Below are 20,223 nucleotides of genomic sequence, written 5' to 3'. Positions count from 1 at the left end.
GTGTCCTCGGTGATGGCTGCAGGTGCGGGTCAGAACACCTGCATCAGGCGTACGTTGAAGCGGTCGCCTTCCTTGAAACCGTTTTCCACCGACTGGTCACGGCCATAGTTGAACAGCAGCTGGGTCTTGGGGGTGACGAACCAGCCTGCGCCCACCAGAAACTTGGCGGTGTCGGGTTTGTCGTGCTGGTCGACGCCGTCCAGGCGGGTTTCGCCGCCCCACAGCCTGGAGTAGCCCACGCGCAGGTCCAGGCTCGGGGTGAGCTGGTAGCGCAGGAACGCCTGGCCCTGGTACAGCGCGGACTGGCGCAGGGTCAGACCGGCGGAGGTGGCGTCGTCGTTCTTGCCGAACCAGGTGACGTCGCCGATCAGGTCCAGCCACCACTTGTCGCCCAGGCCCTGGATGTAGCCGGCCTGCAGCGCGAACTTCCAGCGGTTCTCGCCGATGTTGAGCGCGTCGTCGCGGTCGTAGCGGCCGGTGGGCACGTAGAGGAACGGGGTGATGCCGAAATAGGTCTTTTCTTCCGGGCGCTCCACCAGCCACACGGTGGAGGCCAGGATCAGGTCGCCGATGCCGCCATCGCTCTTGCCCAGGCCCGAGGTGTCGCGCTTGCCTTCGAGCTGGCCGAAGGGCAGCAGGAACTGCGGGTCGATGGTGAACCCGCCCAGCTTCATGAAGTGCACGCCCCTGAGAATGCCGATGTCGGAGTTCAGCCCGGCACGCACCGGCTGCTTGTGGCCACCGGAGTACAGCGAGCGACGTTCGGCATGCTGGTAGTAGACCATGCCCAGGTTGGTGCCTTCGGGCAACGCGGTGTAGTCCCCGGCGTCCACATCCACGGCGTGCGCCTGGCTGCCCAGGCAGCCGGCGAGGCCCAGCGTCCAGGCCTGTGCCCAGCCCAATGCAGTACGACGGCGGTGTGCCGGCACGCTTGACAGTACGGTCTTGCTCATCGAGTCACCTGTTTATTGTTTTTGTCGGATGAGCCACCCAATGGGCGGCACACAGGCCGTAGCAGGCTTCGTGCCAACGAAATTAATCTATTGATATCAATTGGTTGCGCTTTGAGGGCGTCAACCTGCGGTGAAGTGCCCGGCTGCCACCTGCCCCGTTGCAGGCCCGGTTTGCAAGGCTTTGCGGGGTTTCTCAGGGGCGTCTCATGTGTCTCACCGTTTGTCTCGACCTAATACGCACAGAACCGGCTCAAGCCCTCCAAACCCCTGAAAAACAAGTACTTTGGTAGTAGAAAAAAGCTGGCACAAGGGTTGCTGAATGCCTCGGGTTCCTTTCAATAACAAGAGAGCCACACCCATGACCCATGCCTTCCCGGTTCACAGTGATACCCAGGCGTTCGTACAGCGTCAGCACCGCATGCTGATCGGTGCCGACTGGCGCGGCGCCAGCGATGGCGCCACGCTGCAACTGCTCAACCCGGCCAACGGCCAGGCGCTGGCCCAGGTGCCTGCCGCCACGGTCGAGGATGTCGACCAGGCGGTACGTGCCGCGCGCCAGGCGTTCGATGACTCGCCCTGGAGCCGCATGCGCCCGCGCGAGCGCCAGAACTTGTTGTGGAAGCTGGCCGACCTGATCGAGCGCGATGCCCAGGTGTTCGCCGAGCTCGAATGCCTGAACAACGGCAAGAGCGCGCAGGTGGCGCGGGTGATGGACGTGCAGATGGCCATCGACTCGCTGCGCTACATGGCTGGCTGGGCAACCAAGATCGAAGGCACCACGGTCGACCCGTCGCTGCCGCTGTTCGACGGCGAGTTCCATGCCTATGTGCGCCGCGAGGCGGTAGGTGTGGTGGGTGCCATCGTGGCGTGGAACTTCCCTCTGCTGCTGGCCTGCTGGAAGCTTGGGCCGGCGTTGGCCACCGGGTGCAGCGTAGTGCTCAAGCCGGCGGACGAGACCCCGCTGAGCGCGCTCAAGCTGGCCGAACTGGTACTGGAGGCCGGCTACCCGGCGGGTGTGTTCAACGTGGTCACCGGCGTGGGCGCGGTGGCCGGTGCGGCGCTGTCGGCGCACCCGCTGCTGGACAAGGTGACCTTCACCGGCTCGACCGAGGTGGGCAAGCTGATCGGCAAGGCGGCGATGGATTCGATGACGCGGGTGACGCTGGAGCTGGGCGGCAAATCGCCGACCATCATCCTGGCCGACGCCGACCTTGAGGTGGCCGCTGCCGGTGCCGCCAGCGCGATCTTCTTCAACCAGGGGCAGGTGTGCTGCGCGGGGTCGCGCCTGTATGTGCACCGCAAGCATTTCGACCGCGTGGTGGCCGATATTGCCGGCATCGCCAACGGCATGAAGCTGGGCAATGGCCTGGACCCGAGCATCGACATGGGCCCGTTGATCTCGGCCAAGCAGCAGGCACGGGTGGGCCGCTACATCGACATGGGCCGCGAGCTGGGCGCCAAGGTGGCGTGTGGCGGCGAGTATTACGGGCCGGGGTATTTCGTGCAGCCGACGGTGATTGCCGACGTCGACCAGCAGTGCCCGCTGGTGCAGGAGGAGATTTTCGGGCCGGTGCTGGTGGCGATTCCGTTCGACGACATGGACGAGGCGATTCGCCTGGCCAACGACAGTGCCTATGGCCTGGGCGCGAGCATCTGGTCCAACGACCTGGCGCAGGTGCACCGCATGGTGCCGCGCATCAAGTCGGGCTCGGTGTGGGTCAACTGTCACAGTGCGCTGGACCCGGCGCTGCCGTTTGGCGGCTACAAGCTGTCGGGCGTGGGGCGCGAGATGGGCGCGGCGGCCATCGAGCATTACACCGAGCTGAAGTCGGTGGTGATGAAGCTGTAGGCGGCAGTTGGGGCCGCTCTGCGGCCCGATCGCGGGTCAAGCCCGCTCCCACAGGGGGGGGCTTGCGCCGTGATGGGGTCAGCCCAGTACAGGGCGGAAGAAACTGCGCTCGTAGCTGATGATGCACCGGGTGTCTTCGGCGTACTTGAACGCGGCGATGCACTCGGCGTCGGTTTTCGACTGTTCGCGGTAACGTTCGTACGCTGCCAGGCTCGGGAACGAGAACATCGCCAGGGCGACGTTGTTGGCGCCTTCGCTGGGCAGGAAGTAGCCATGGTGCTGGCCGCCGAATTTCTCCACCAGCGGTATCCACATGCGCCCGTAGGCTTCGAACTCTTGCAGCTTGTAGGCATCGACGATGTAGCGCAGGTAGCAGGTAACCATTGCAGCACTCCATGAAAGGGACCGGCAGCGAGCCTAGTGGGCGTCACGGGCGGGCGTCAATACGCGACAGGTGCAGCGAGCATCAGCGCTCGCACCGTTGAACCCGTGTGCAGCCCTTCAGCGGGTCGGTGCCGCCGGCGCCTGTTCGATGTGGCGCAGATGGCTTGAAGGCACCCAGCCGGCCTGCGCGTCGCGCGGCCTTGTGCACCAGGACCAGCCGTTGAGCGACCTCACGCAGAGCACTTCATCGCCAATGTCCACGTCCAGCTCCCTGGCGGTGTAGTCCTCGCGCGCGCGGCCTGCCTGCTCGCCCAGCCTTTCGATCACCTGCGCCGGTACCCAGCCACCCTGCTGGCCGGGCGTGGTGCAGAAGTACCAGTTGTCCCATCCTTCATCGCCCTGGTACACCTCCCCCACCTCCAGCACGGCCCCCTTGGCAAAGGTGATGGGCTGAGGGAATTCGCTGTGGTGCGCTTTAATCACGCGGTATTGCATGTGCCTTCTCCTTGGTGAACTGAAGCCGGTGCCCACCCAGCGGCGCGGCTGTGCGAAAATAGCGCCTTTGTTATCAACAGGTTGGAGATGTACGGTTTGGTTACACACTATTCGGCGAACGGCGCCAATGCCGCCTGCGGGCGTACCAGTCAGACCCTCAACAGCACTCAGGCAGCGGATCAGGTGTCGTGCAAGTCCTGCCTGCGCTCGCTGGCTGCCCCCGACTCGGCAGCCGTGGCCGCCAAGGCCAAGACCCCTTCGCTGGCCGAACTGCGCAAGCAGCGCCAGCAACAGGCCGCGCCGGCGCCGGTGCCCGCGTTCAGCGTCAAGGCCAGCTGGCAGGCCCGCCTGAGCAGCCAGGCCGACCGTTGCCGCCTGCCACGCGGTGCGCGCAAGCAGATCTGCGTGTGACCCCCGGGCAGGCCGGCTTGCCGTGGCAAGTCGGCCTGCCCGCCGTTGCCCTGCAACGGATAATCGAGCGGTTTTCATAACCCCGCGCCACCACCGCTTGCGCGCCTGGCGACTTCAGGCCAGTGGCTGGATCACGTCGACCCACTGCGCGTTGACCAGGGTGGCCAGGCGCTCGGGCTCGATGCGCACCGCCGCATTGACCGCACCGCCGGCGGGGAAGACCACCTCGAAGTCCTTCAGCGACTCGTCGCAGTACACCCGCAGCGGCTGGCTCAGGCCGAAGGGGCACACGCCGCCGATGGGGTGGCCGGTGTGCTGCTCGACCTGCTCGGCCTCGAGCATGCGTGCCTTGACGCCGAACTGCTGCTTGTACTTGCGGTTGCACAGGCGCGCATCGCCGCGTACCACCAGCACGATCACCTCCTCCCCCACGCGCAGCGAGAGCGATTTGGCGATCTGCCCCGGCTCGACCGCCAGCGCCTCGGCGGCCAGGGCGACGGTGGCGGTGCTGGACGCCAGTTCCAGCACCTGCAGGTCGGGTGAATGGTGGGAGAAAAACGCTTTGACTGACTGCAGACTCATCTTCGCTTGATCCTCTGAAAAAACAGCCCTGGCGGGATACCGTTGCGTACCCTACCAGCTTGGGCAGGCAAAAAACTCAGTCGCCCAACGCGACGCCCTCGCGACGTGGGTCGGCACCGGCCGACCAGCCCTGCCCATCACGCACGATGACCTGCGTGCCGCTGGTCATCTCGATGGGCGATACCGCATGCCCGCGGGCCTTGAGCTGCTCGATCAGGGCGGGGCCGATCAGCCCGGCCTCCACTTCGGTGCCGACGTTGCGGCTGCCGAAGTTGGGCAGGTCGACGGCCTGCTGCGGGTCGAGGTTCCAGTCCAGCAAGCCGATCAGCGCCTTGTTCACGTACTCGATGATCTGCGAGCCGCCGGGCGAGCCGAGGGCGGCCACCAGCTGGCCGCTGGCCTGGTCGAACACCAGGGTCGGCGCCATCGAGGAGCGCGGCCGCTTGCCCGGTGCGATGCGGTTGGCCACCGGCTTGCCGTTCTCCTCGGGGATGAACGAAAAGTCGGTCATCTGGTTGTTGAGCAGAAAGCCCTTGACCAGCACATGAGAGCCGAACGCCGCCTCGACCGAGGTGGTCATCGACAGCGCGCCGCCCTGATCGTCCACCGCAACGATCTGCGAGGTGGAAATGCGCAATGGCGAGCGGTCAGGCGCCCACGCCAGGGGCATGCCGGGCGGCACACCGGCAGTGGCGACGCCCATGCTCCGGTCACCGATCAGCGTGGCGCGCTGGGCCAGGTACGCCTTGCTGGTGAGCCCTGGCACATTGACCGGCACCTGGTCGCTGTCGGCCAGGTACAGGGCGCGGTCGGCATAGGCCAGGCGCTCGGCTTCGGCAATCAGGTGCACGGCCTGGGCGGAGGGTTGCATGACGCCCCCGGGGCGAGCTTTTTCGGGCGCCATCGCGACCAGGTCCAGTGCCGGTTTCTGGCGCTGCAGCGCCTCCAGGATGCCCAGCGTCTGGAGTACCGCGACGCCACCGGACGACGGTGGCGGCATGCCGCAGACCGTCCACTGCTTGTACGGCCCGCATACCGGCGCGCGCACCTTGGCCCGATAGCCTGCAATGTCGCCCAGCGACAACGTGCCGGGGTTACTGTGGGTATTGACCTGCTGCACCATCGCCTCGGCGATGGGCCCGTGGTAGAAGGCGTCCGGGCCCTGGTTGGCGATGGCCTCCAGGGTTTGCGCCAGCTCGGGGTTCTTCAGCAGCGTGCCCACGGGCAAGGGCTGGCCCTGGGGCGTGAGCAGGTAGCGGGCCAGTGCAGGCGACTGCGGTATCGAGGTGGAGGCGGCAATCAGGGCATGCAGCCGCGCAGACACGGGGAAGCCGTCGCGGGCCAGGTCGATGGCCGGCTGGAACAGCGCGCGCCAGGGCAGCTTGCCGTGTTGCTGGTGCGCCATCTCCAGGGCCCTGAGCACACCGGGCACGCCCACCGAGCGACCGCCGATCTGGGCGTCCTTGAATCCCATCGGCGTGCCGTCCGGCTTCAGGAACAGGCGGCTGTCGGCCCCTTGGGGCGCCGTCTCCCGCCCATCGAACGCCTGCACCTGCTTGCCATCCCAGTACAGGATGAAGGCGCCGCCGCCGATGCCGCTGGACTGCGGCTCCACCAGGGTCAACACCGCCTGCATGGCAATGGCGGCATCGATCGCAGACCCGCCCTTGCGCAGCATCGCCTGGCCGGCGGCGCTTGCCAGGGGGTTGGCTGCCGCGGCCATATGGTGCTGTGCCTGTACGGGGGCCATGCCTGTGCGGTAGCCCGAGGCGATTTCCGGGGCGGCGGGCAAGGCGGTGCTGGATGGCGCAGGCGGGGTTGCGCTGGTGCAGGCGCCGAGCAGCAACGCTGCCATCGAGAAGCCGAGGGCGTGGATCAGGTGTTTGCGGGTGGTTGGGTAACCGGTCAAGACCAACTCCATTGAGCGTTTGGGGAACGCGGGCAATGGTAGCGTGATTGACGCGAGTAGACCCGGCACCCACCGCGCCTTGTGCGGCGAATCCAATGCGCGTGCCCTGATTCTCGACGCGTAGGGTGCAGATTGATTAAGCTTCCCGCTTTAACGTTTCAGTTTGTTTCAAGGATTCAGATGACCATTCAGCAAGCGCCGCCACTCGCCTATTCCAGAGCCACCGTCGGCAAGATGGAAGCCGCCATGGCCCTGGGGAGTTTTGCCATCGGTACCGGCGAGTTCGCGATCATGGGGCTGATGCCCGACATCGCCAGCAACCTGCACCTGAGCGAGCCCCAGGTGGGCCATGCCATCAGCGCTTATGCCCTGGGCGTGATGGTGGGTGCGCCGGCCCTGGCGATTCTGGGCGCCAAGCTGCTGCGCAAGCACATGCTGCTGTTGCTGATGGCGCTGTATGCGATCGGCAACCTGGCCACTGCCTTCGCGCCCTCCTTCGCCGGGCTGGTGGCGTTTCGCTTTATCAGCGGCCTGCCCCACGGCGCCTACTTCGGCATCGCGGCGGTGGTGGCCTCGAGCATGGTGGCCACCGACCAGCGCGCGGGCGCGGTGGCACGGGTGATGATGGGGCTCACCCTGGCGATGCTGCTGGGCAACCCGGTGGCGACCTTCCTGGGGCAGTTCTTCGGCTGGCGTGCGGCGTTCGTGCTGGTGGGCGCGATTGCGCTGTGCACCATCGGGCTGGTGTGGCGCTACGTGCCGCAGCGTCACGATGAAGTGCGCAGCGACCCGCGCAAGGAGCTCCAGGCGTTTCGCCTGCCGCAGGTGTGGATGGCGCTGGCCATCGCCTCGATCGGTTTTGCCGGCATGTTCTGCGTGTTCAGTTACCTGGCGCCGACCATGCTGCAGGTGACCAAGGTGTCGCCACAGTGGATTCCATTCGGGCTGGCGGCGTTCGGGGTGGGCGGCATCATCGGCAACATCGCGGGCGGCAAGCTGTTCGACCGCCTGCAGTTTCGCGCGGTGGGGTTGGTGCTGGTATGGTCGATTCTCGTGCTGAGCCTTTTCCCCTTCGCGGCCAGTTCGCCGTGGGGCGTGCTGCTGGGCTGCGGGCTGGTCGGCACCATGATCGCACTGGCCGCCCCCTTGCAGATTCGCCTGATGGACATTGCACATGAAGCGCCGAGCCTGGCGGCGGCATCGAACCATGCGGCGTTCAACCTGGCCAATGCGCTGGGGCCATGGTTTGGCGGCATGGCGATTACCGCGGGGTTCGGCTGGACCAGTACCGGCTACATTGGCGCGGCGACTGCGCTGGTGGGGTTGGGGATCTACCTGGTGGCGCGGCGTATGAAGGGCGGGCACTGAGGGCCTGCCAGGTTTTGCCAAAGGAAAGAAACCAACGTGAACCAGCTTTCAATCGCCAGCTTCAAATCGAAGTACAGCCAGGGCTTCTACTCGACCTTCGCCATCGATGGCGCGCCGCTGGAAGTCTGGCTGCCAGCACGAGACCCCGCTGCACAGCTTCATCTGGTGGCAGCGCATGCCGGCCTCTACGGCGAAGACGATAATGAACTGGTGTGGGACCGCAGCTACTCCACTGCCCCTGGGTGGACCACCCTGGTGCCGCTGCTGGTGTGCTCCGATGACCTGGACCTGAGCTGCACGGTCATCGTCGTGGAGCAACACGCCCATGAGGACCACATCCACTGGCGGCGCTTCGGCCTGCTGCACGAGGTGATCACCCTGGAGCAGCCCCGCGTCAGCTGGTTCGAGGCCGCGTGCACCGCCACCTTTGGACGCGCCGAATTCCACCGCACACTGGATGAATTTCGCCGGCTGGAAGGCGTGGTGATGGCCTGGGACTAGGGTCTGTATGAAAAGTCTTGAGACGAAGGTCAGGCTGTTTTCAACGCAGCATCACCGAGTATCAAGGCTTTTCGTACAGAGCCTAGGCCGCTATCGAAGCCTGGACTGTTCGCATGCAGCCTTGAGGCGCTGCATGGCATCGGGCGCCATGGGCGCGGTCATCATGGCGTGATAGTTCATGCATTCCCGGGTTTGCTGCTCAGCCGTGGGAGCGCCGCTGGAGGTACAGCCGGCGAGGATGAACAGCGCAAGGGCCGTGATCAGTGGTTTCATTTATATATCCGCAACAAGTGACGCCATGGCCTCCAGCGCCTTGAGGCCTCAATGGTCACCATGGCCTGCGCGCATCTTGAAAAAGCGAACCTGCCGCTTATTGGCCAAGGCGGAAAATAATAATCAAAAGCCCTGCAGATGAGCATCATGAGGGTGGCTAACGTTCCCATGAAATCAATTCAATTTAACTCGTTCGATGCCCGGACATAAAATACGCCCCAATTAAGGAACACTTCAAGACGCCCGAGCAAAAAAACCTACAACGAATCAAACTTGCCGAAGAGGGCAAATGTAGATTCGGCTTTTATCTCGGACCATCAGGGCACCCGATTAAAATGAGCACAGCATTTACATTCTCGATCAAACGTATTCGTTTCGACGAACATTATCGCCCCGCTGAAAACACCCGCACGACCACCAACTTCGCGAACCTGGCGAGGGGGCAGCGTCGCCAGGAGAATCTGCGCAATACCCTGACGATGATCGACAATCGTTTCAACGCCCTGGCGCACTGGGACAACCCGAAAGGCGACCGCTACAACGTCGAACTTGAAATCATTTCCGTGGAAATGAACATGGATGCCGAGCACAGGGACACCGCCCTGCCGCTGATTGAAATATTGCAGACCACCATTGTGGATCGCAAAACAAGCGAACGCATCGAGGGCATCGTAGGCAACAACTTCTCCTCTTACGTGCGCGATTATGACTTCAGCGTACTGTTGCTGGGGCACAACAAGAACCAGCAGGGGTTCAGCACGCCGGAGGATTTCGGCGAGCTGCACGGCAAGCTGTTCAAGCATTTCGTGAACTCGAGCACTTATAAAGAACACTTCAAAAAACCACCGGTCATCTGCCTGAGTGTTTCCAGCAGCAAGACCTATCAGCGCACCGAAAACCAGCACCCGGTATTGGGCACCGAATACCAGCAGGACGAATATTCCCTGACCGATGAGTACTTCCGGAAGATGGGCCTGAAGGTTCGCTACTTCATGCCTGCCAACAGCGTGGCACCGCTGGCGTTCTACTTTGCGGGGGACTTGCTTGGGGATTACACCAACCTTGAACTGATCAGCACCATCAGCACGATGGATACCTTCCAGAAGATCTATCGCCCTGAAATCTACAACGCGAATTCAGCAGCAGGTCGATCCTATCAGCCGAGCTTGAATCACCAGGATTACTCGTTGACCCGCATTGTCTACGATCGAGAAGAGCGCAGTCAGTTGGCCATCGAACAGGGCAGGTTTGTCGAAGAGCACTTCATCAAGCCCTACCAGACCGTGCTTGAGCAGTGGTCCGCCCAATACGCGCTTTGATCATTCAGAACATACAAGGTCATCTATCGTGAAAAAACTGCTACCCACCTCCACTGCTGGCAGCCTGCCCAAACCGTCCTGGCTTGCACAACCCGAGACGCTCTGGTCGCCCTGGAAGCTGCACGGCGAGGAGCTGCTCGAAGGCAAGCAGGACGCCTTGCGCCTGGCCCTGCAGGAACAGCAACACGCAGGCATTGATATCGTCAGCGACGGCGAACAGACCCGCCAGCATTTCGTTACCACCTTTATCGAGCACCTGAGCGGAGTGGATTTCGAAAAGCGCGAAACCGTCAGAATTCGTGACCGCTATGACGCAAGCGTGCCGACCGTTGTGGGTGCTGTTGCCAGGCAGAAACCGGTGTTTGTCGAAGATGCCAGGTTTCTGCGCCAGCAGACCAGCCAGCCCATCAAATGGGCCCTGCCCGGCCCCATGACCATGATCGACACGCTGTATGACAGCCACTACAAAAGCCGGGAAAAGCTGGCTTGGGAATTTGCCAAGATCCTCAATCAGGAAGCCCGAGAGCTGGAGGCGGCGGGCGTGGACATCATCCAGTTCGACGAGCCTGCCTTCAACGTGTTCTTCGACGAGGTGAATGACTGGGGCGTGGCCACCCTGGAACGGGCGATCGAAGGGCTCAAATGTGAAACGGCCGTGCATATTTGCTACGGCTACGGCATCAAGGCCAATACCGACTGGAAAAAGACGCTGGGCTCGGAGTGGCGCCAATATGAGGAAGCCTTCCCCAAGCTGCAGAAATCCGGTATCGATATCATCTCGCTGGAGTGCCACAACTCCCATGTCCCGATGGACCTGATCGAGCTGATTCGCGGCAAGAAAGTGATGGTGGGGGCCATCGATGTGGCGAACCACGCCATCGAAACCCCCGAGGAAGTGGCCAACACCCTGCGCAAAGCGCTGCAGTTCGTGGACGCCGACAAGCTCTACCCGTGCACCAACTGCGGCATGGCCCCTCTGCCCCGCGAGGTGGCGCGCGGCAAGCTGAACGCCTTGAGCGCCGGCGCGGACATCGTGCGCAGAGAGCTCTTGAACCGATAAGGGTGCAGGAGGGGTTGCAGCGCTGATCGAGCGACTTGCCCCCTCCCCGCCGCCTTTGGACCCGCCCTTTCAGCCAGGACCTACCATGTCACGTTCCAGTACTGCCATCGAGCCATTGCGCTTTCGCGAAGCGCTCGGGCACTACGCATCCGGTATCACCGTGATCACGTCGCAGATCGAGGAGGAGCCGGTCGGCTTTACCTGCCAGTCGTTCTATAGCGTGTCGATGAGCCCGCCGCTGGTGTCGTTCAGCGTGATGGCCGGTTCGGCGAGCTACCCCAGGATCCGCCAGGCAGGCCGCTTCGCAGTCAACATCCTGTCCGGTGAACAGGTCGGGATCTCCAACCAGTTCGCCCGACGAGGTACCGACAAGTGGCAGGGCGTGCAATGGCAGGCATCGCCACTGGGCAACCCGATCATTGCCGGCAGCCTGCACTGGCTCGATTGCGAGATCCACGCCGAACACGTCGCCGGTGATCACCTGATCGTGATTGGCGAAGTGAAGGCGCTGAACCTGCAGCAAACTGCCGCCACACAGCCCTTGCTGTACTTCAAGGGGCAATACTGCAACCTCGCCGCCCACGGCGCAGGCTGAGGAACCAGGGGCTTGGCCTTCTCAACAAGCCCCTTGCATCGCGGTATCGACCGCTTCCACAAGCATCTGCGCATGCGCCTGGGTAAACGCCAGCAGCGGACGGATTTTGAGCACGTTCTGGTGCGGACCGGCGGCGCTGATCAGCACGCCCTGCTCGCGCATCGCGTTGACCACCTGGCGGGCCTGCCTGGCTGCGGGTGCCCTGGTTGCGCGGTCGGTGACCAGCTCAACCCCAAGGAACATGCCGGCCCCCCTGACGTCGCCGATCATTTGATGGCGCTGGGCAAGCCGTGTCAGGCCGTCCAGCAGGTAGCTGCCAATGTGATGGGCCCTCTGCTGCAGGTGTTCTTCGCGGATGACGTCCAGCACCGCCTGACCTGCCGCACACGAGACCGGGTTGCCGCCAAAGGTATTGAAGTAGCGCATGCTCCTGCCGAAGTGATCGACCACCTGGGAGCGCCCGACGATGCCGGCAATGGGCTGGCCATTGCCCATGGGCTTGCCGAGGGTGACGAGGTCCGGGCGCACGTTGTGCCTGGTAAACCCCCACATGTTAAGGCCGGTACGCGCAAAACCCGGCTGTACCTCATCGGCGATGTACAGCAGGCCTTCGGCCTGGGCCAGCGCCACACCCTCGGCGATACAGCCCGCCGGCCCGGGCAGCACGCCGTCGCTGGAGAAGATGCCATCCAGCAGGATTGCCGCCGGGCGGATGCCGTGCGCCTTGAGGTCGTCGATTGCGGCGCGCACGTCTGCGGCGAACATCGGCGCCACGTTTTCGGCCCCCAGACGGTAAGCGTCAGGTGCGCGAACGGTGCGCACATGCGCCGGGAGCACCATGGCGCTGCCAAGCGATGGTGAAAGCTCGGCGATGTCTGCGGTGACGCCGTGGTAGGCGAACCGGGTGATGATGACGCCGGTGCCTCCGGTGCAGTGCCTGGCGATACGCAGCGCCAGATCATTCGCCTCGCTCCCGGAGCAGGTGAACATGACGCGATCCAGGTCATCGGTGAAGGTACCGAGCAACTGCTCGGCATAGTCGAGAATGCCCTCCTGCAGGTAACGGGTGTGCGTGTTCAGCACCTGCGACTGCCGATGCATCGCCTCGACCACCCGGGGATGGCAGTGACCGATGGAGGCAACGTTGTTGTAGGCGTCCAGGTAGCGACGGCCCTGCTCGTCGAAGAGCCATACGCCCTCCCCTCGAACAGTGTGCAGCGGTCGCTCGTAGAACAGGCGGTATGCCGGGCCCAGTAGCCGCTCGCGGCGCTCGATCAGGCGTCGCTGCGATGCCGAAAGCCGGGTGGCGTCGGCTGACGTGAAGCCGTTGATCATGCTCATGCTCGATTTGCTCGCAGGCAGGCCGAAGCAATTCGGTCTTCTGTTTCAGCGCGAGGCAGCGCCGACAGTGCCTTCAGGTTTGCCCAGGCACGCTGGGTGTTTCGAAGGATGTACTGGCGATTGTCCGGATGCAGTTCGGCGCGCCAGGAGTTGATGCACAGGGCCAACGCCAGGCGCGTGGCCAGCAGCTCGGGCAGCAGCGCCAGCTCCTGCTGGTTCAGGGGGTTGCACTGGTGGTAGCCGACAATCACATCCAGGGCCGGCTCCAGTACATCGCCTACCTGCCCAAGGTGGTAGGAAGCGGCAACCGCGACCTCGTTGACCAGGGGCGCATGCACCATGTCACCGAAATCGAGGATGCTGCGCAGCACATCGGGGTTGTGGGCATCCACGATGATGTTGTGCGGGTTGGTGTCATTGTGAATGACCTGCTTGCGCAGCCCGGGGATGCTGGGCACCACCACCGACGCATACTGTTCGAGGCTGCGCTGCACCAGGCTTCGTCCGGGGCCGGGTTCGATGTGCACCAGCAGCGGTCGAAGGTGCGCGGCGTGCTGCATGTCCCACAGCAGCGCATGCCCGGCGGCGGGGTGGGCAAACCCTTGCAGCGCCACGTCAAGCCGGGCGATGGACTGCCCGATGACCCGGCGAAACGTCGGTGTGGGGTGACTCACGCAGTGAAGGGGCATGCCATCTTCGAAGGACAGCAGCCGCGCCAGCATGCGCTGCCCGTCGATCTCGACGAAGGTGGCGTACTGGCCCTCAAGCGAGGGGTGCACGCGCTGAACCGCAAGCCCGGGATCGCGAAGCTCGATTCTTCGCATCGCCTGGTTGTGGAAGTCGACCACATCGGGGTTTTCAAGCGGGTGGGAGAGCTTGAACAACCGGGATGAGCCGTCTTCGAGCATCACGCGGAAATTGAGGTCGCGCTCGCCGCCCAGTTTTTCGAGCGTGCCGCTCAAACCGAATTGCTGGCGCAGCACTGCACACGCCTGCGCATCGGTGACCCGTGCCGGAGCAGCTTCGAGCAGGCTGTCATCGACAGCCAGATTTTCAAGGGGCATGACTCGCATCCTTATACGGCCTTTGAATGGCGCCCCCGGTTTCAGGGGCGCCATGCATCACTTGTTGACCCAGGCGTTGAAGCGTTCCTCCAGATCCTCACCGTGGTCGATCCAGAACTCGGCGTCGGTGGCACGGGCGTTTTTCAGGTTTTGCGGGGCGGTGGGCAGTTTTTCGCCCACGCGCTTGTCCAGCAGGTCCATCGCGCCGGTGTTGCTGGGCCCGTAGGGGATGGCCTCGACGAAGTTCTTCTGTTGCATGGGCTCGCTGGCGAACGCGATGAAGCGCTCGGCCAGTTCCTTTTTCGGCGCCCCTTTCACGATGGCCCAGTGATCGAGATCGTAGAGGCTGCCATTCCATTGCATCGCAAACGACTGGCCTTCCTCCTGGGCAGAGGTGACACGGCCGTTGTAGGCGGAGGTCATGACCACGTCACCGGCGATCAGCCATTGCAGCGGCTGCGCGCCGGAGTCCCACCACTGGATGCTGGACTTGATTTCATCGAGCTTCTTGAACGCACGTTTGACACCCTCTTCAGTACCCAGCAGCGTGTAGAGGTCCTTGTTGTCTACCCCATCGGCGAGCAGCGCGAACTCCAGCGTGAACTTCGCGCCGCGGCGCAGGCCGCGCTTGCCGGGGTACTTCTTCAGGTCCCAGAAGTCGGCCCAGCCTTGCGGGCTGGAGGCGAGTTTGTTGGGGTCGTAGGTCAGCACGGTGGACCAGATGAAGATGCCGACACCACAGTCGCTGACGGCCGCAGGAATGAAGTCTTCCTTGTTGCCTATCCGGCTCCAGTCCAGCGGTTCGAACACCCCTTCGCTGCAACCACGGATGAGCTCGGGCGATTCGACCTCCACCACATCCCAGCTGGTTTTGCCGGTGTCGGCCATCACCTTGATCTTGGCCATTTCGCCGTTGTAGTCGTCGGCGGTGATGGCCACGCCGGTCTGGGCGGTGAAGGGTTTGTAGAACGCCTTCTCCTGCGCCTGGCGGTTGTTGCCGCCGAAGGACACCACGGTCAGCTTTTCAGCGGCATACAGCGGGCTTGCGATGGTTGCGAGCAAAAGTACAGCTGCGATTTTCTTATTCATGCGTCTCTCCAGGTCAGCTACGGGTCGTGGGCAGCTTTAAAGGGATGGCAGTTTTCTTGTAGTGGCAGCAATCGATCGAACGTGACGCTTCCCCGGTGGGGACGGGACGCATTAAAACACATAATAAATATGATGCATCATATTTTACGCTACACTTGCCCTCACCAATGAACAGGGAACCCGCCATGACCGATCAACGTACGCTGCTTCTCACCGGTGCCAGCCGGGGCATCGGCCACGCCACCGTGAAACATTTCAGTGCTGCGGGTTGGCGCGTGTTTACCGCCTCGAGGCAGGACCTGGGCGAAGGCTGCCCCTGGGCCGAAGGCATCGCCAACCACATTCACCTCGACCTGGGGAGCGTGGAGGACATACAGCGCAGGCTTCCGGAAATCCGGGAAAAACTCGGGGGGCGGCTGGATGCGTTGGTCAACAACGCCGGCGTTTCACCCAAAGGCCCGGATGGGGAGCGACTGGGGGTGCTGGAGTCCGACTACTCGACCTGGCTGAACGTGTTCAACGTGAACATCTTCTCGACGGCCCTGCTGGCACGGGGGTTGTTCGAGGAGCTCAAGGCGGCGAAAGGCTCGGTGATCAACGTCACCTCCATTGCCGGTTCGCGGGTGCACCCGTTCGCAGGGGTGGCCTATGCCTGCTCCAAAGCGGCGCTGTCGGCGCTGACTCGCGAGATGGCGCACGACTTCGGGCCCTATGGGGTTCGGGTGAACGCGATCGCCCCGGGGGAGATCGACACCTCCATCCTGTCCGCTGGCACCGAGCTGATCGTGGAGCGATCGATCCCGATGAAACGCATGGGCAAACCCGAGGAGGTCGCGGCGTTGGTGCATTTTCTCTGCACGCAGGGCGCTTCGTACGTCAATGGCGCAGAAATCCATGTAAACGGTGGGCAACATGTTTGAGTTACTCGATAATCGCTGCCGGTAGCCTCCCCTCTCCCGCCGGGCCTGCGCCGCACACGAGTACGCGATGAATTATCCGATTGAGCACCTGAAACACTCCTACCTTGGCAGCGGTATCTATGGCCTGCTGCGCGAAGCCCTGATTACAGGGCGCTTCCAGCCTAACGACCGGCTGCGCATACGCGACCTTGCCGAACAGCTGGGTACGAGTGTCACACCAGTGCGGGACGCGATTCTTCAACTGGCAAAGGAGCAGGCGCTGGTTCTGAAGACACCGCGGGACATTCGTGTGCCGGTACTGACTTCCAAGCAGTACCTGGAGATCAGGAGCATCCGGCTCTCGCTCGAGGGGTTGGCGGCCGAAACAGCTGCATCGCTGGCGACCGAGGAGCAAGTGGCGCGGCTGCAAACCTGCATTCAGAACAACCTGGTGGCGATCAAGGACAATGACTTGAGGTCCGCGCTGACCTTCAACCACGAGTTTCACTTCAGGTTGGCGGAAATCGCCGATATGCCGGTGCTGGTCAGCCTGCTGGATGGGTTGTGGATGCGTACCGGGCCGCTGATTGCCCGGGCCTACGGCGGGTTCAACGAGCGCATGGCGATTGATCATCACTGGGATGTGCTGGAGGCGTTGAAGCAGCGCGATGGTGCGGCGGCTCGCCTGGCGATCTGCAGTGACATTCTGGATGGGAGCCAGAAGATGCTGGAGTATGTTCAGATGGAGCATGACTGAAGGGGCGTGGTGCTGGCGATAACTCGGCATGCGACAGGCCGCATGCTGCAAGTGGCGCCGCTGGCGTTCTGAAACCGATTCTCACCCCTGTTCCGGCGTCCTGCCGACCGAAAAAATCCCCCTCCCCGTGCAATTCGTCGCCTCGGCTCGCCGTGCTCGCCCGACTGGATTACTGTATATGCAAACAGTATCCATATGGTGGCGGAAATGACCCAAGACATTGAAGACTTTGACGGCTTCGGAGCGCCCACTGAGCTGGAGATGTGGAAGCACCAGGTGGTGCTCATTACGAATGAGGCCGAATACCTGACCCGAGAGCTGGGCAAGGCGCGCAGGAACATTGCCAAGCTTGTGGCGATGAACCAGGGGCTGACGAAGGACCTGCACGACCTGCAACTGAAATCGGCAGGGCGGGTGTTCCCCACGAGCTGCGCACTCAGTGGCAGCCCGGCACAGGAAATCGCGGAACTTCATAAAAACTCATAAGGCGTGTCGTCACCGTAAAACTTAGCGGGAAAGGCAGGAAACTTACACGGTGCACGAACCCATTAAAGTGAGAGCGAAACTTTTTTTGAACAAGAAATAAATTGTAACAATGACCTATTGAAATATTTTAAATACCAGGAACCCAACCTTTATTGACCAAAAAATGTGAAGCCGTGCGTTTTTATAGCTGGATGGAAACCCAGTTCAATAAAACCTCACCCGATGGTAACGTATGCTTTCGCATTGCTCAGAATAATAAAAAACATGAGCAAACTTGTTGGTTGAATAAAGGATTAACGAATGACTATCGAGCGAGAGATTTTCTCGGCCCTTATCGCGCAGAACGCATTCCAAGGTGAAAAGCCGAGCGTACAAAGCTACGCCCAGCTCGCCGTAGACAAGGGGTTCAGAGCGCTTACGTCAAGGCAGCAGGCGGTGGTGAGCCCCTTCCTGAAGAAACAATGCGAGGGGATGAGAAAACCAAACGAAAAACACAACAACTGCCAAAACACGATAGCCGGTCGTGATCTGGTTGCAGCGCTTGAAAAAGCCGAAAGTTACAAGGGATGGCGCTGCGAAAGCTGCCGGAGTGCATCTTAAAAACCAGAAAGCACCGCAAAAAGAGTAGCCCTCCAGAAAAGCTGTAAAGTAAAAAACACTATTGCACTCGCTACTCCTGACTGTTACTGCAGCAGGCCGCCATGGCCTGCTCGCAAGTTTTTCTTTTTAGGCCCTGATCAGCCCACCCTCCAATCGTCATTCACTCGTCACGCACCTGAGCGCCTTGAAAAAATAGTGCACGAAACAGCCCGATTCTTTTGCGCGGCTAACTTTTCCAGAGAGAAAAATAGTGCCTATCTACCAGGCAGCACTACTGGTTGTGCGCCGGGTCATCGCTTACAGTGAGGCCAGCATCCTCGACAGCGATGTTCGGTGCGGGCGGGCTGGCACTCGTAGCCAGACCAATTAGCGGGCCTACCAAGAGCTGGCGAGTGCTTCAATGACGACGCTGCCCGTCAGAGCATCAACGCTTCCGGTGCAGTTCGGGTGACCAGGCGCTGCTCAGGACGATAACCCCGAAGATCACCAGGTACAGCCAGTATTGGCTCGGGTACGAGAAAGAGCCCACTTGGGCGACCACAAACACGCCGCCACCAACAACTAACCGCTGCCGACGCGTGAACCTCTGCCTGAGCGCTACCAGCTTGCTTCTCCACCCCATTGCCACGCTCCCTGTCTGGTCAGCGGCAAAGCATATCACCCCTATTCAATGATTCCGCCTCGCGCCAGATGCTCGACGCACCGCTGTGCGCTGAGCAGCTCATGGAGCTTGCGGAAGACAGGCAGGTGCCACGACCTCGGTATCAGGGCCAAGGGCGTGGCCAGAGAGATTTGAACGTATCGAATGTCATTGCAAAGACCGGATGTTGCTGGCTCCGCACTTTTAGCGGGGCCAGACAAAAGCTACCCCGGCTTGACGGAACACGTTGCGATGAATGTTGGCATGTAGTTGTCGATCAGAAATCGGGGCACCGGCTGAAAAGCTTCTTCGAAGCCTGTTAGCAGCAAGCCCGCCTCCAGCTGCCCGCTTATTTGCTCCGCTAACGTGTGACCAAATACGAATGCCTCACCTCTCGCTATCTTACCCTCAATTTCGTCAGCATTCAGATCGGTTATGTCTGCGTAAGGCAGTGTGAAGCGCGGTTTCATCAAACCGCTTTTAGCCAGGTCAGTAGAGCGGTCGAAAATGAATACTACCGGATTGTAAAAGCTGCTGAGCAGCTTTCCTCCCTTACCGAGTACGCGATAACATTCAGCCCATACTTTACGAATATCGGGCACATACAGATTCGAGATTGGATGAAAAATCAGGTCAAATGACTCATCATCAAATTCAGACAAGTCCTGCATATCTCCCAAGACCGTGCGTAGAGAAAGATCGTCTCGCTTTGCAACCATATCATCCAATGCCAGCTGATCGCGAGAGGCATCCATCACAACCACTTCAGCCCCCGCAGCCGCCAACACGGGGGCTTGCTGCCCTCCGGAAGCAGCTAGGCACAAAATGCGCTTCCCTTGCACATCGTTAAGCCACGCTGTCGGGAGCTCTGCGGGGATAAGTTGTATTTTCCACTCCCCTCTTCGAGCAGCCTGAATAACTTCGGCAGAAACTGGCTTCGACCAATCACAACCTTCGCGAGCAAGTCGGTTCCAGACATTCTGATTATGATCATAAACATCTTTTGAGGAGAATCGGGCAGTCATCGTTACTTATCCCTACAGAAGAGAACAACGCCAAACAGTAAAGCAAGAAGGCTTTATTAGCCGTCACCATCGATAAATTCAAGGTAACAGGCCATATCAACTCAAACAATTACGTGCTTTGACTTTTGGCAAATCCGCAAAAAGCAAATACGCATTAATTATTCATTTCGGGAGAATCTCGATGCAAGATTAATTCAATGAAGACTTTTGAACATAACTGCCCAAGCCGATTCATGCAAGTATCACATTTCGGATACAAGGTGGACTCAAGATAGAAACCAGGTCGGCAGCTACGAGCCCATATGTAGTGGCCTAATGATTCCGGACACCCATTTAGGCGAGAATGCTAGCCATAGAGAGGTGTCTGATGACCAAGCAACGTCGTACCTTTACGCCCGAGTTCAAACGCGAAGCTGCCAGCCTGGTGCTTGACCAAGGCTACAGCCACATCGAAGCAGCCCGTTCGCTCGGCTTGGTGGAGTCGGCCCTGCGTCGATGGGTCAACCAGCTCCAGCAAGAGCGAGGCGGTGTCACTCCGACCAGCAAGGCGCTGACGCCCGAGCAGCGAAAAATCCAGGAATTAGAAGCCCGAATCAATCGGCTGGAACGGGAAAAATCGATCC

General features: G+C 61.4%; 22 protein-coding genes. 12 read left to right on the top strand and 10 right to left on the bottom strand.

The window, feature by feature from the left end; all coding sequences use genetic code 11:
* Positions 1 to 29 precede the first annotated feature (29 nt).
* Positions 30 to 953 carry a transporter gene (locus tag FW760_RS25340; protein ID WP_052504233.1) on the bottom strand — a complete coding sequence of 308 codons (924 nt, stop codon included), beginning with the start codon at positions 951 to 953 and terminating at the stop codon, positions 30 to 32.
* 358 nt (positions 954 to 1,311) lie between these two features.
* Here FW760_RS25340 and FW760_RS25335 point away from each other — a divergent pair, with 358 nt between their 5' ends.
* The gene (locus FW760_RS25335; RefSeq protein ID WP_043861048.1) at positions 1,312 to 2,802 is read left to right on the top strand and encodes an aldehyde dehydrogenase family protein; all 1,491 of its coding nucleotides are present in this window, start codon (positions 1,312 to 1,314) and stop codon (positions 2,800 to 2,802) included.
* A gap of 78 nt (positions 2,803 to 2,880) precedes the next feature.
* Here FW760_RS25335 and FW760_RS25330 read toward each other — a convergent pair whose 3' ends face one another.
* Complete coding sequence (locus tag FW760_RS25330; protein ID WP_043861047.1) at positions 2,881 to 3,186, bottom strand: NIPSNAP family protein; 306 nt, start codon at positions 3,184 to 3,186, stop codon at positions 2,881 to 2,883.
* Positions 3,187 to 3,303: 117 nt separating this feature from the next.
* Positions 3,304 to 3,681, bottom strand: a complete 378-nt coding sequence (locus FW760_RS25325) for an SH3 domain-containing protein (RefSeq protein ID WP_446444084.1) — start codon at positions 3,679 to 3,681, stop codon at positions 3,304 to 3,306.
* 96 nt (positions 3,682 to 3,777) lie between these two features.
* Here FW760_RS25325 and FW760_RS25320 point away from each other — a divergent pair, with 96 nt between their 5' ends.
* Complete coding sequence (locus FW760_RS25320) at positions 3,778 to 4,092, top strand: hypothetical protein (RefSeq protein WP_043861086.1); 315 nt, start codon at positions 3,778 to 3,780, stop codon at positions 4,090 to 4,092.
* 114 nt (positions 4,093 to 4,206) lie between these two features.
* Here the strand turns inward: FW760_RS25320 and FW760_RS25315 are convergent, their stop codons facing one another.
* Together FW760_RS25315 and ggt are read right to left on the bottom strand one after the other, a co-directional pair.
* The gene (locus FW760_RS25315) at positions 4,207 to 4,674 is read right to left on the bottom strand and encodes a YbaK/EbsC family protein (RefSeq protein ID WP_043861044.1); all 468 of its coding nucleotides are present in this window, start codon (positions 4,672 to 4,674) and stop codon (positions 4,207 to 4,209) included.
* 76 nt (positions 4,675 to 4,750) lie between these two features.
* Positions 4,751 to 6,529 (bottom strand): gamma-glutamyltransferase, encoded by a 1,779-nt coding sequence (gene ggt, locus FW760_RS25310; protein ID WP_446444090.1) that lies wholly within the window; start codon positions 6,527 to 6,529, stop codon positions 4,751 to 4,753.
* Positions 6,530 to 6,763: 234 nt separating this feature from the next.
* Between ggt and FW760_RS25305 the strand changes: the two genes are divergently transcribed.
* Both FW760_RS25305 and FW760_RS25300 read left to right on the top strand, forming a co-directional pair.
* Entirely contained in the window at positions 6,764 to 7,951 is a 1,188-nt protein-coding gene (locus FW760_RS25305) for an MFS transporter (RefSeq protein ID WP_058541189.1), read from the top strand.
* A 36-nt stretch (positions 7,952 to 7,987) separates the two neighbouring features.
* Positions 7,988 to 8,452, top strand: coding sequence for a hypothetical protein (locus tag FW760_RS25300; RefSeq protein ID WP_446444083.1), 465 nt, complete (start codon positions 7,988 to 7,990; stop codon positions 8,450 to 8,452).
* 90 nt (positions 8,453 to 8,542) lie between these two features.
* Here the strand turns inward: FW760_RS25300 and FW760_RS25295 are convergent, their stop codons facing one another.
* Positions 8,543 to 8,725 carry a hypothetical protein gene (locus FW760_RS25295; RefSeq protein ID WP_054916126.1) on the bottom strand — a complete coding sequence of 61 codons (183 nt, stop codon included), beginning with the start codon at positions 8,723 to 8,725 and terminating at the stop codon, positions 8,543 to 8,545.
* A 335-nt stretch (positions 8,726 to 9,060) separates the two neighbouring features.
* Here FW760_RS25295 and FW760_RS25290 point away from each other — a divergent pair, with 335 nt between their 5' ends.
* The 3 genes from FW760_RS25290 (at position 9,061) to FW760_RS25280 (ending at position 11,699) form a co-directional block, all read left to right on the top strand.
* Complete coding sequence (locus tag FW760_RS25290) at positions 9,061 to 10,044, top strand: DUF1852 domain-containing protein (RefSeq protein WP_043861041.1); 984 nt, start codon at positions 9,061 to 9,063, stop codon at positions 10,042 to 10,044.
* Between the two features lie 28 nt (positions 10,045 to 10,072).
* The gene (locus FW760_RS25285; RefSeq protein WP_043861040.1) at positions 10,073 to 11,104 is read left to right on the top strand and encodes a methionine synthase; all 1,032 of its coding nucleotides are present in this window, start codon (positions 10,073 to 10,075) and stop codon (positions 11,102 to 11,104) included.
* Positions 11,105 to 11,189: 85 nt separating this feature from the next.
* Positions 11,190 to 11,699: a flavin reductase family protein gene (locus FW760_RS25280; RefSeq protein WP_054916127.1), complete on the top strand. Its 510-nt coding sequence runs from the start codon at positions 11,190 to 11,192 to the stop codon at positions 11,697 to 11,699.
* Between the two features lie 21 nt (positions 11,700 to 11,720).
* On the opposite strand, the gene FW760_RS25275 is transcribed toward FW760_RS25280, so the two are convergent.
* Genes FW760_RS25275 through FW760_RS25265 form a run of 3 tightly spaced genes read right to left on the bottom strand, consistent with a single transcriptional unit; the run spans position 11,721 to position 15,193 of the window.
* Positions 11,721 to 13,040 (bottom strand): aspartate aminotransferase family protein, encoded by a 1,320-nt coding sequence (locus FW760_RS25275; RefSeq protein WP_100633750.1) that lies wholly within the window; start codon positions 13,038 to 13,040, stop codon positions 11,721 to 11,723.
* Positions 13,037 to 14,104 carry a phosphotransferase gene (locus tag FW760_RS25270; RefSeq protein ID WP_104573015.1) on the bottom strand — a complete coding sequence of 356 codons (1,068 nt, stop codon included), beginning with the start codon at positions 14,102 to 14,104 and terminating at the stop codon, positions 13,037 to 13,039. The genes FW760_RS25275 and FW760_RS25270 overlap by 4 nt, the downstream gene beginning before the upstream one ends.
* 57 nt (positions 14,105 to 14,161) lie before the next feature.
* Positions 14,162 to 15,193, bottom strand: a complete 1,032-nt coding sequence (locus FW760_RS25265; RefSeq protein ID WP_043861036.1) for an ABC transporter substrate-binding protein — start codon at positions 15,191 to 15,193, stop codon at positions 14,162 to 14,164.
* 185 nt (positions 15,194 to 15,378) lie between these two features.
* Between FW760_RS25265 and FW760_RS25260 the strand changes: the two genes are divergently transcribed.
* The 4 genes from FW760_RS25260 to FW760_RS25245 all read left to right on the top strand — a co-directional run bounded on the left by FW760_RS25260 (position 15,379) and on the right by FW760_RS25245 (position 17,935).
* Positions 15,379 to 16,113 (top strand): SDR family NAD(P)-dependent oxidoreductase, encoded by a 735-nt coding sequence (locus FW760_RS25260; RefSeq protein WP_043861035.1) that lies wholly within the window; start codon positions 15,379 to 15,381, stop codon positions 16,111 to 16,113.
* Between the two features lie 67 nt (positions 16,114 to 16,180).
* Positions 16,181 to 16,849 carry a GntR family transcriptional regulator gene (locus tag FW760_RS25255; RefSeq protein ID WP_043861034.1) on the top strand — a complete coding sequence of 223 codons (669 nt, stop codon included), beginning with the start codon at positions 16,181 to 16,183 and terminating at the stop codon, positions 16,847 to 16,849.
* Positions 16,850 to 17,056: 207 nt separating this feature from the next.
* Positions 17,057 to 17,335: a hypothetical protein gene (locus tag FW760_RS25250; RefSeq protein ID WP_254999009.1), complete on the top strand. Its 279-nt coding sequence runs from the start codon at positions 17,057 to 17,059 to the stop codon at positions 17,333 to 17,335.
* Between the two features lie 300 nt (positions 17,336 to 17,635).
* Positions 17,636 to 17,935 (top strand): hypothetical protein, encoded by a 300-nt coding sequence (locus FW760_RS25245; protein ID WP_043861032.1) that lies wholly within the window; start codon positions 17,636 to 17,638, stop codon positions 17,933 to 17,935.
* An 864-nt stretch (positions 17,936 to 18,799) separates the two neighbouring features.
* Here FW760_RS25245 and FW760_RS25240 read toward each other — a convergent pair.
* Complete coding sequence (locus FW760_RS25240; RefSeq protein ID WP_043861030.1) at positions 18,800 to 19,600, bottom strand: class I SAM-dependent methyltransferase; 801 nt, start codon at positions 19,598 to 19,600, stop codon at positions 18,800 to 18,802.
* A 367-nt stretch (positions 19,601 to 19,967) separates the two neighbouring features.
* Between FW760_RS25240 and FW760_RS25235 the strand changes: the two genes are divergently transcribed.
* The coding region (locus FW760_RS25235; RefSeq protein ID WP_446444082.1) for a transposase at positions 19,968 to 20,223 on the top strand (256 nt) is incomplete at its 3' end.

The sequence above is a fragment of the Pseudomonas sp. 1176_21 genome, assembly GCF_052850635.1.
Note: the sequence above shows the minus strand (reverse complement) of the source record. Positions and strands in the feature narration are given on the sequence as shown.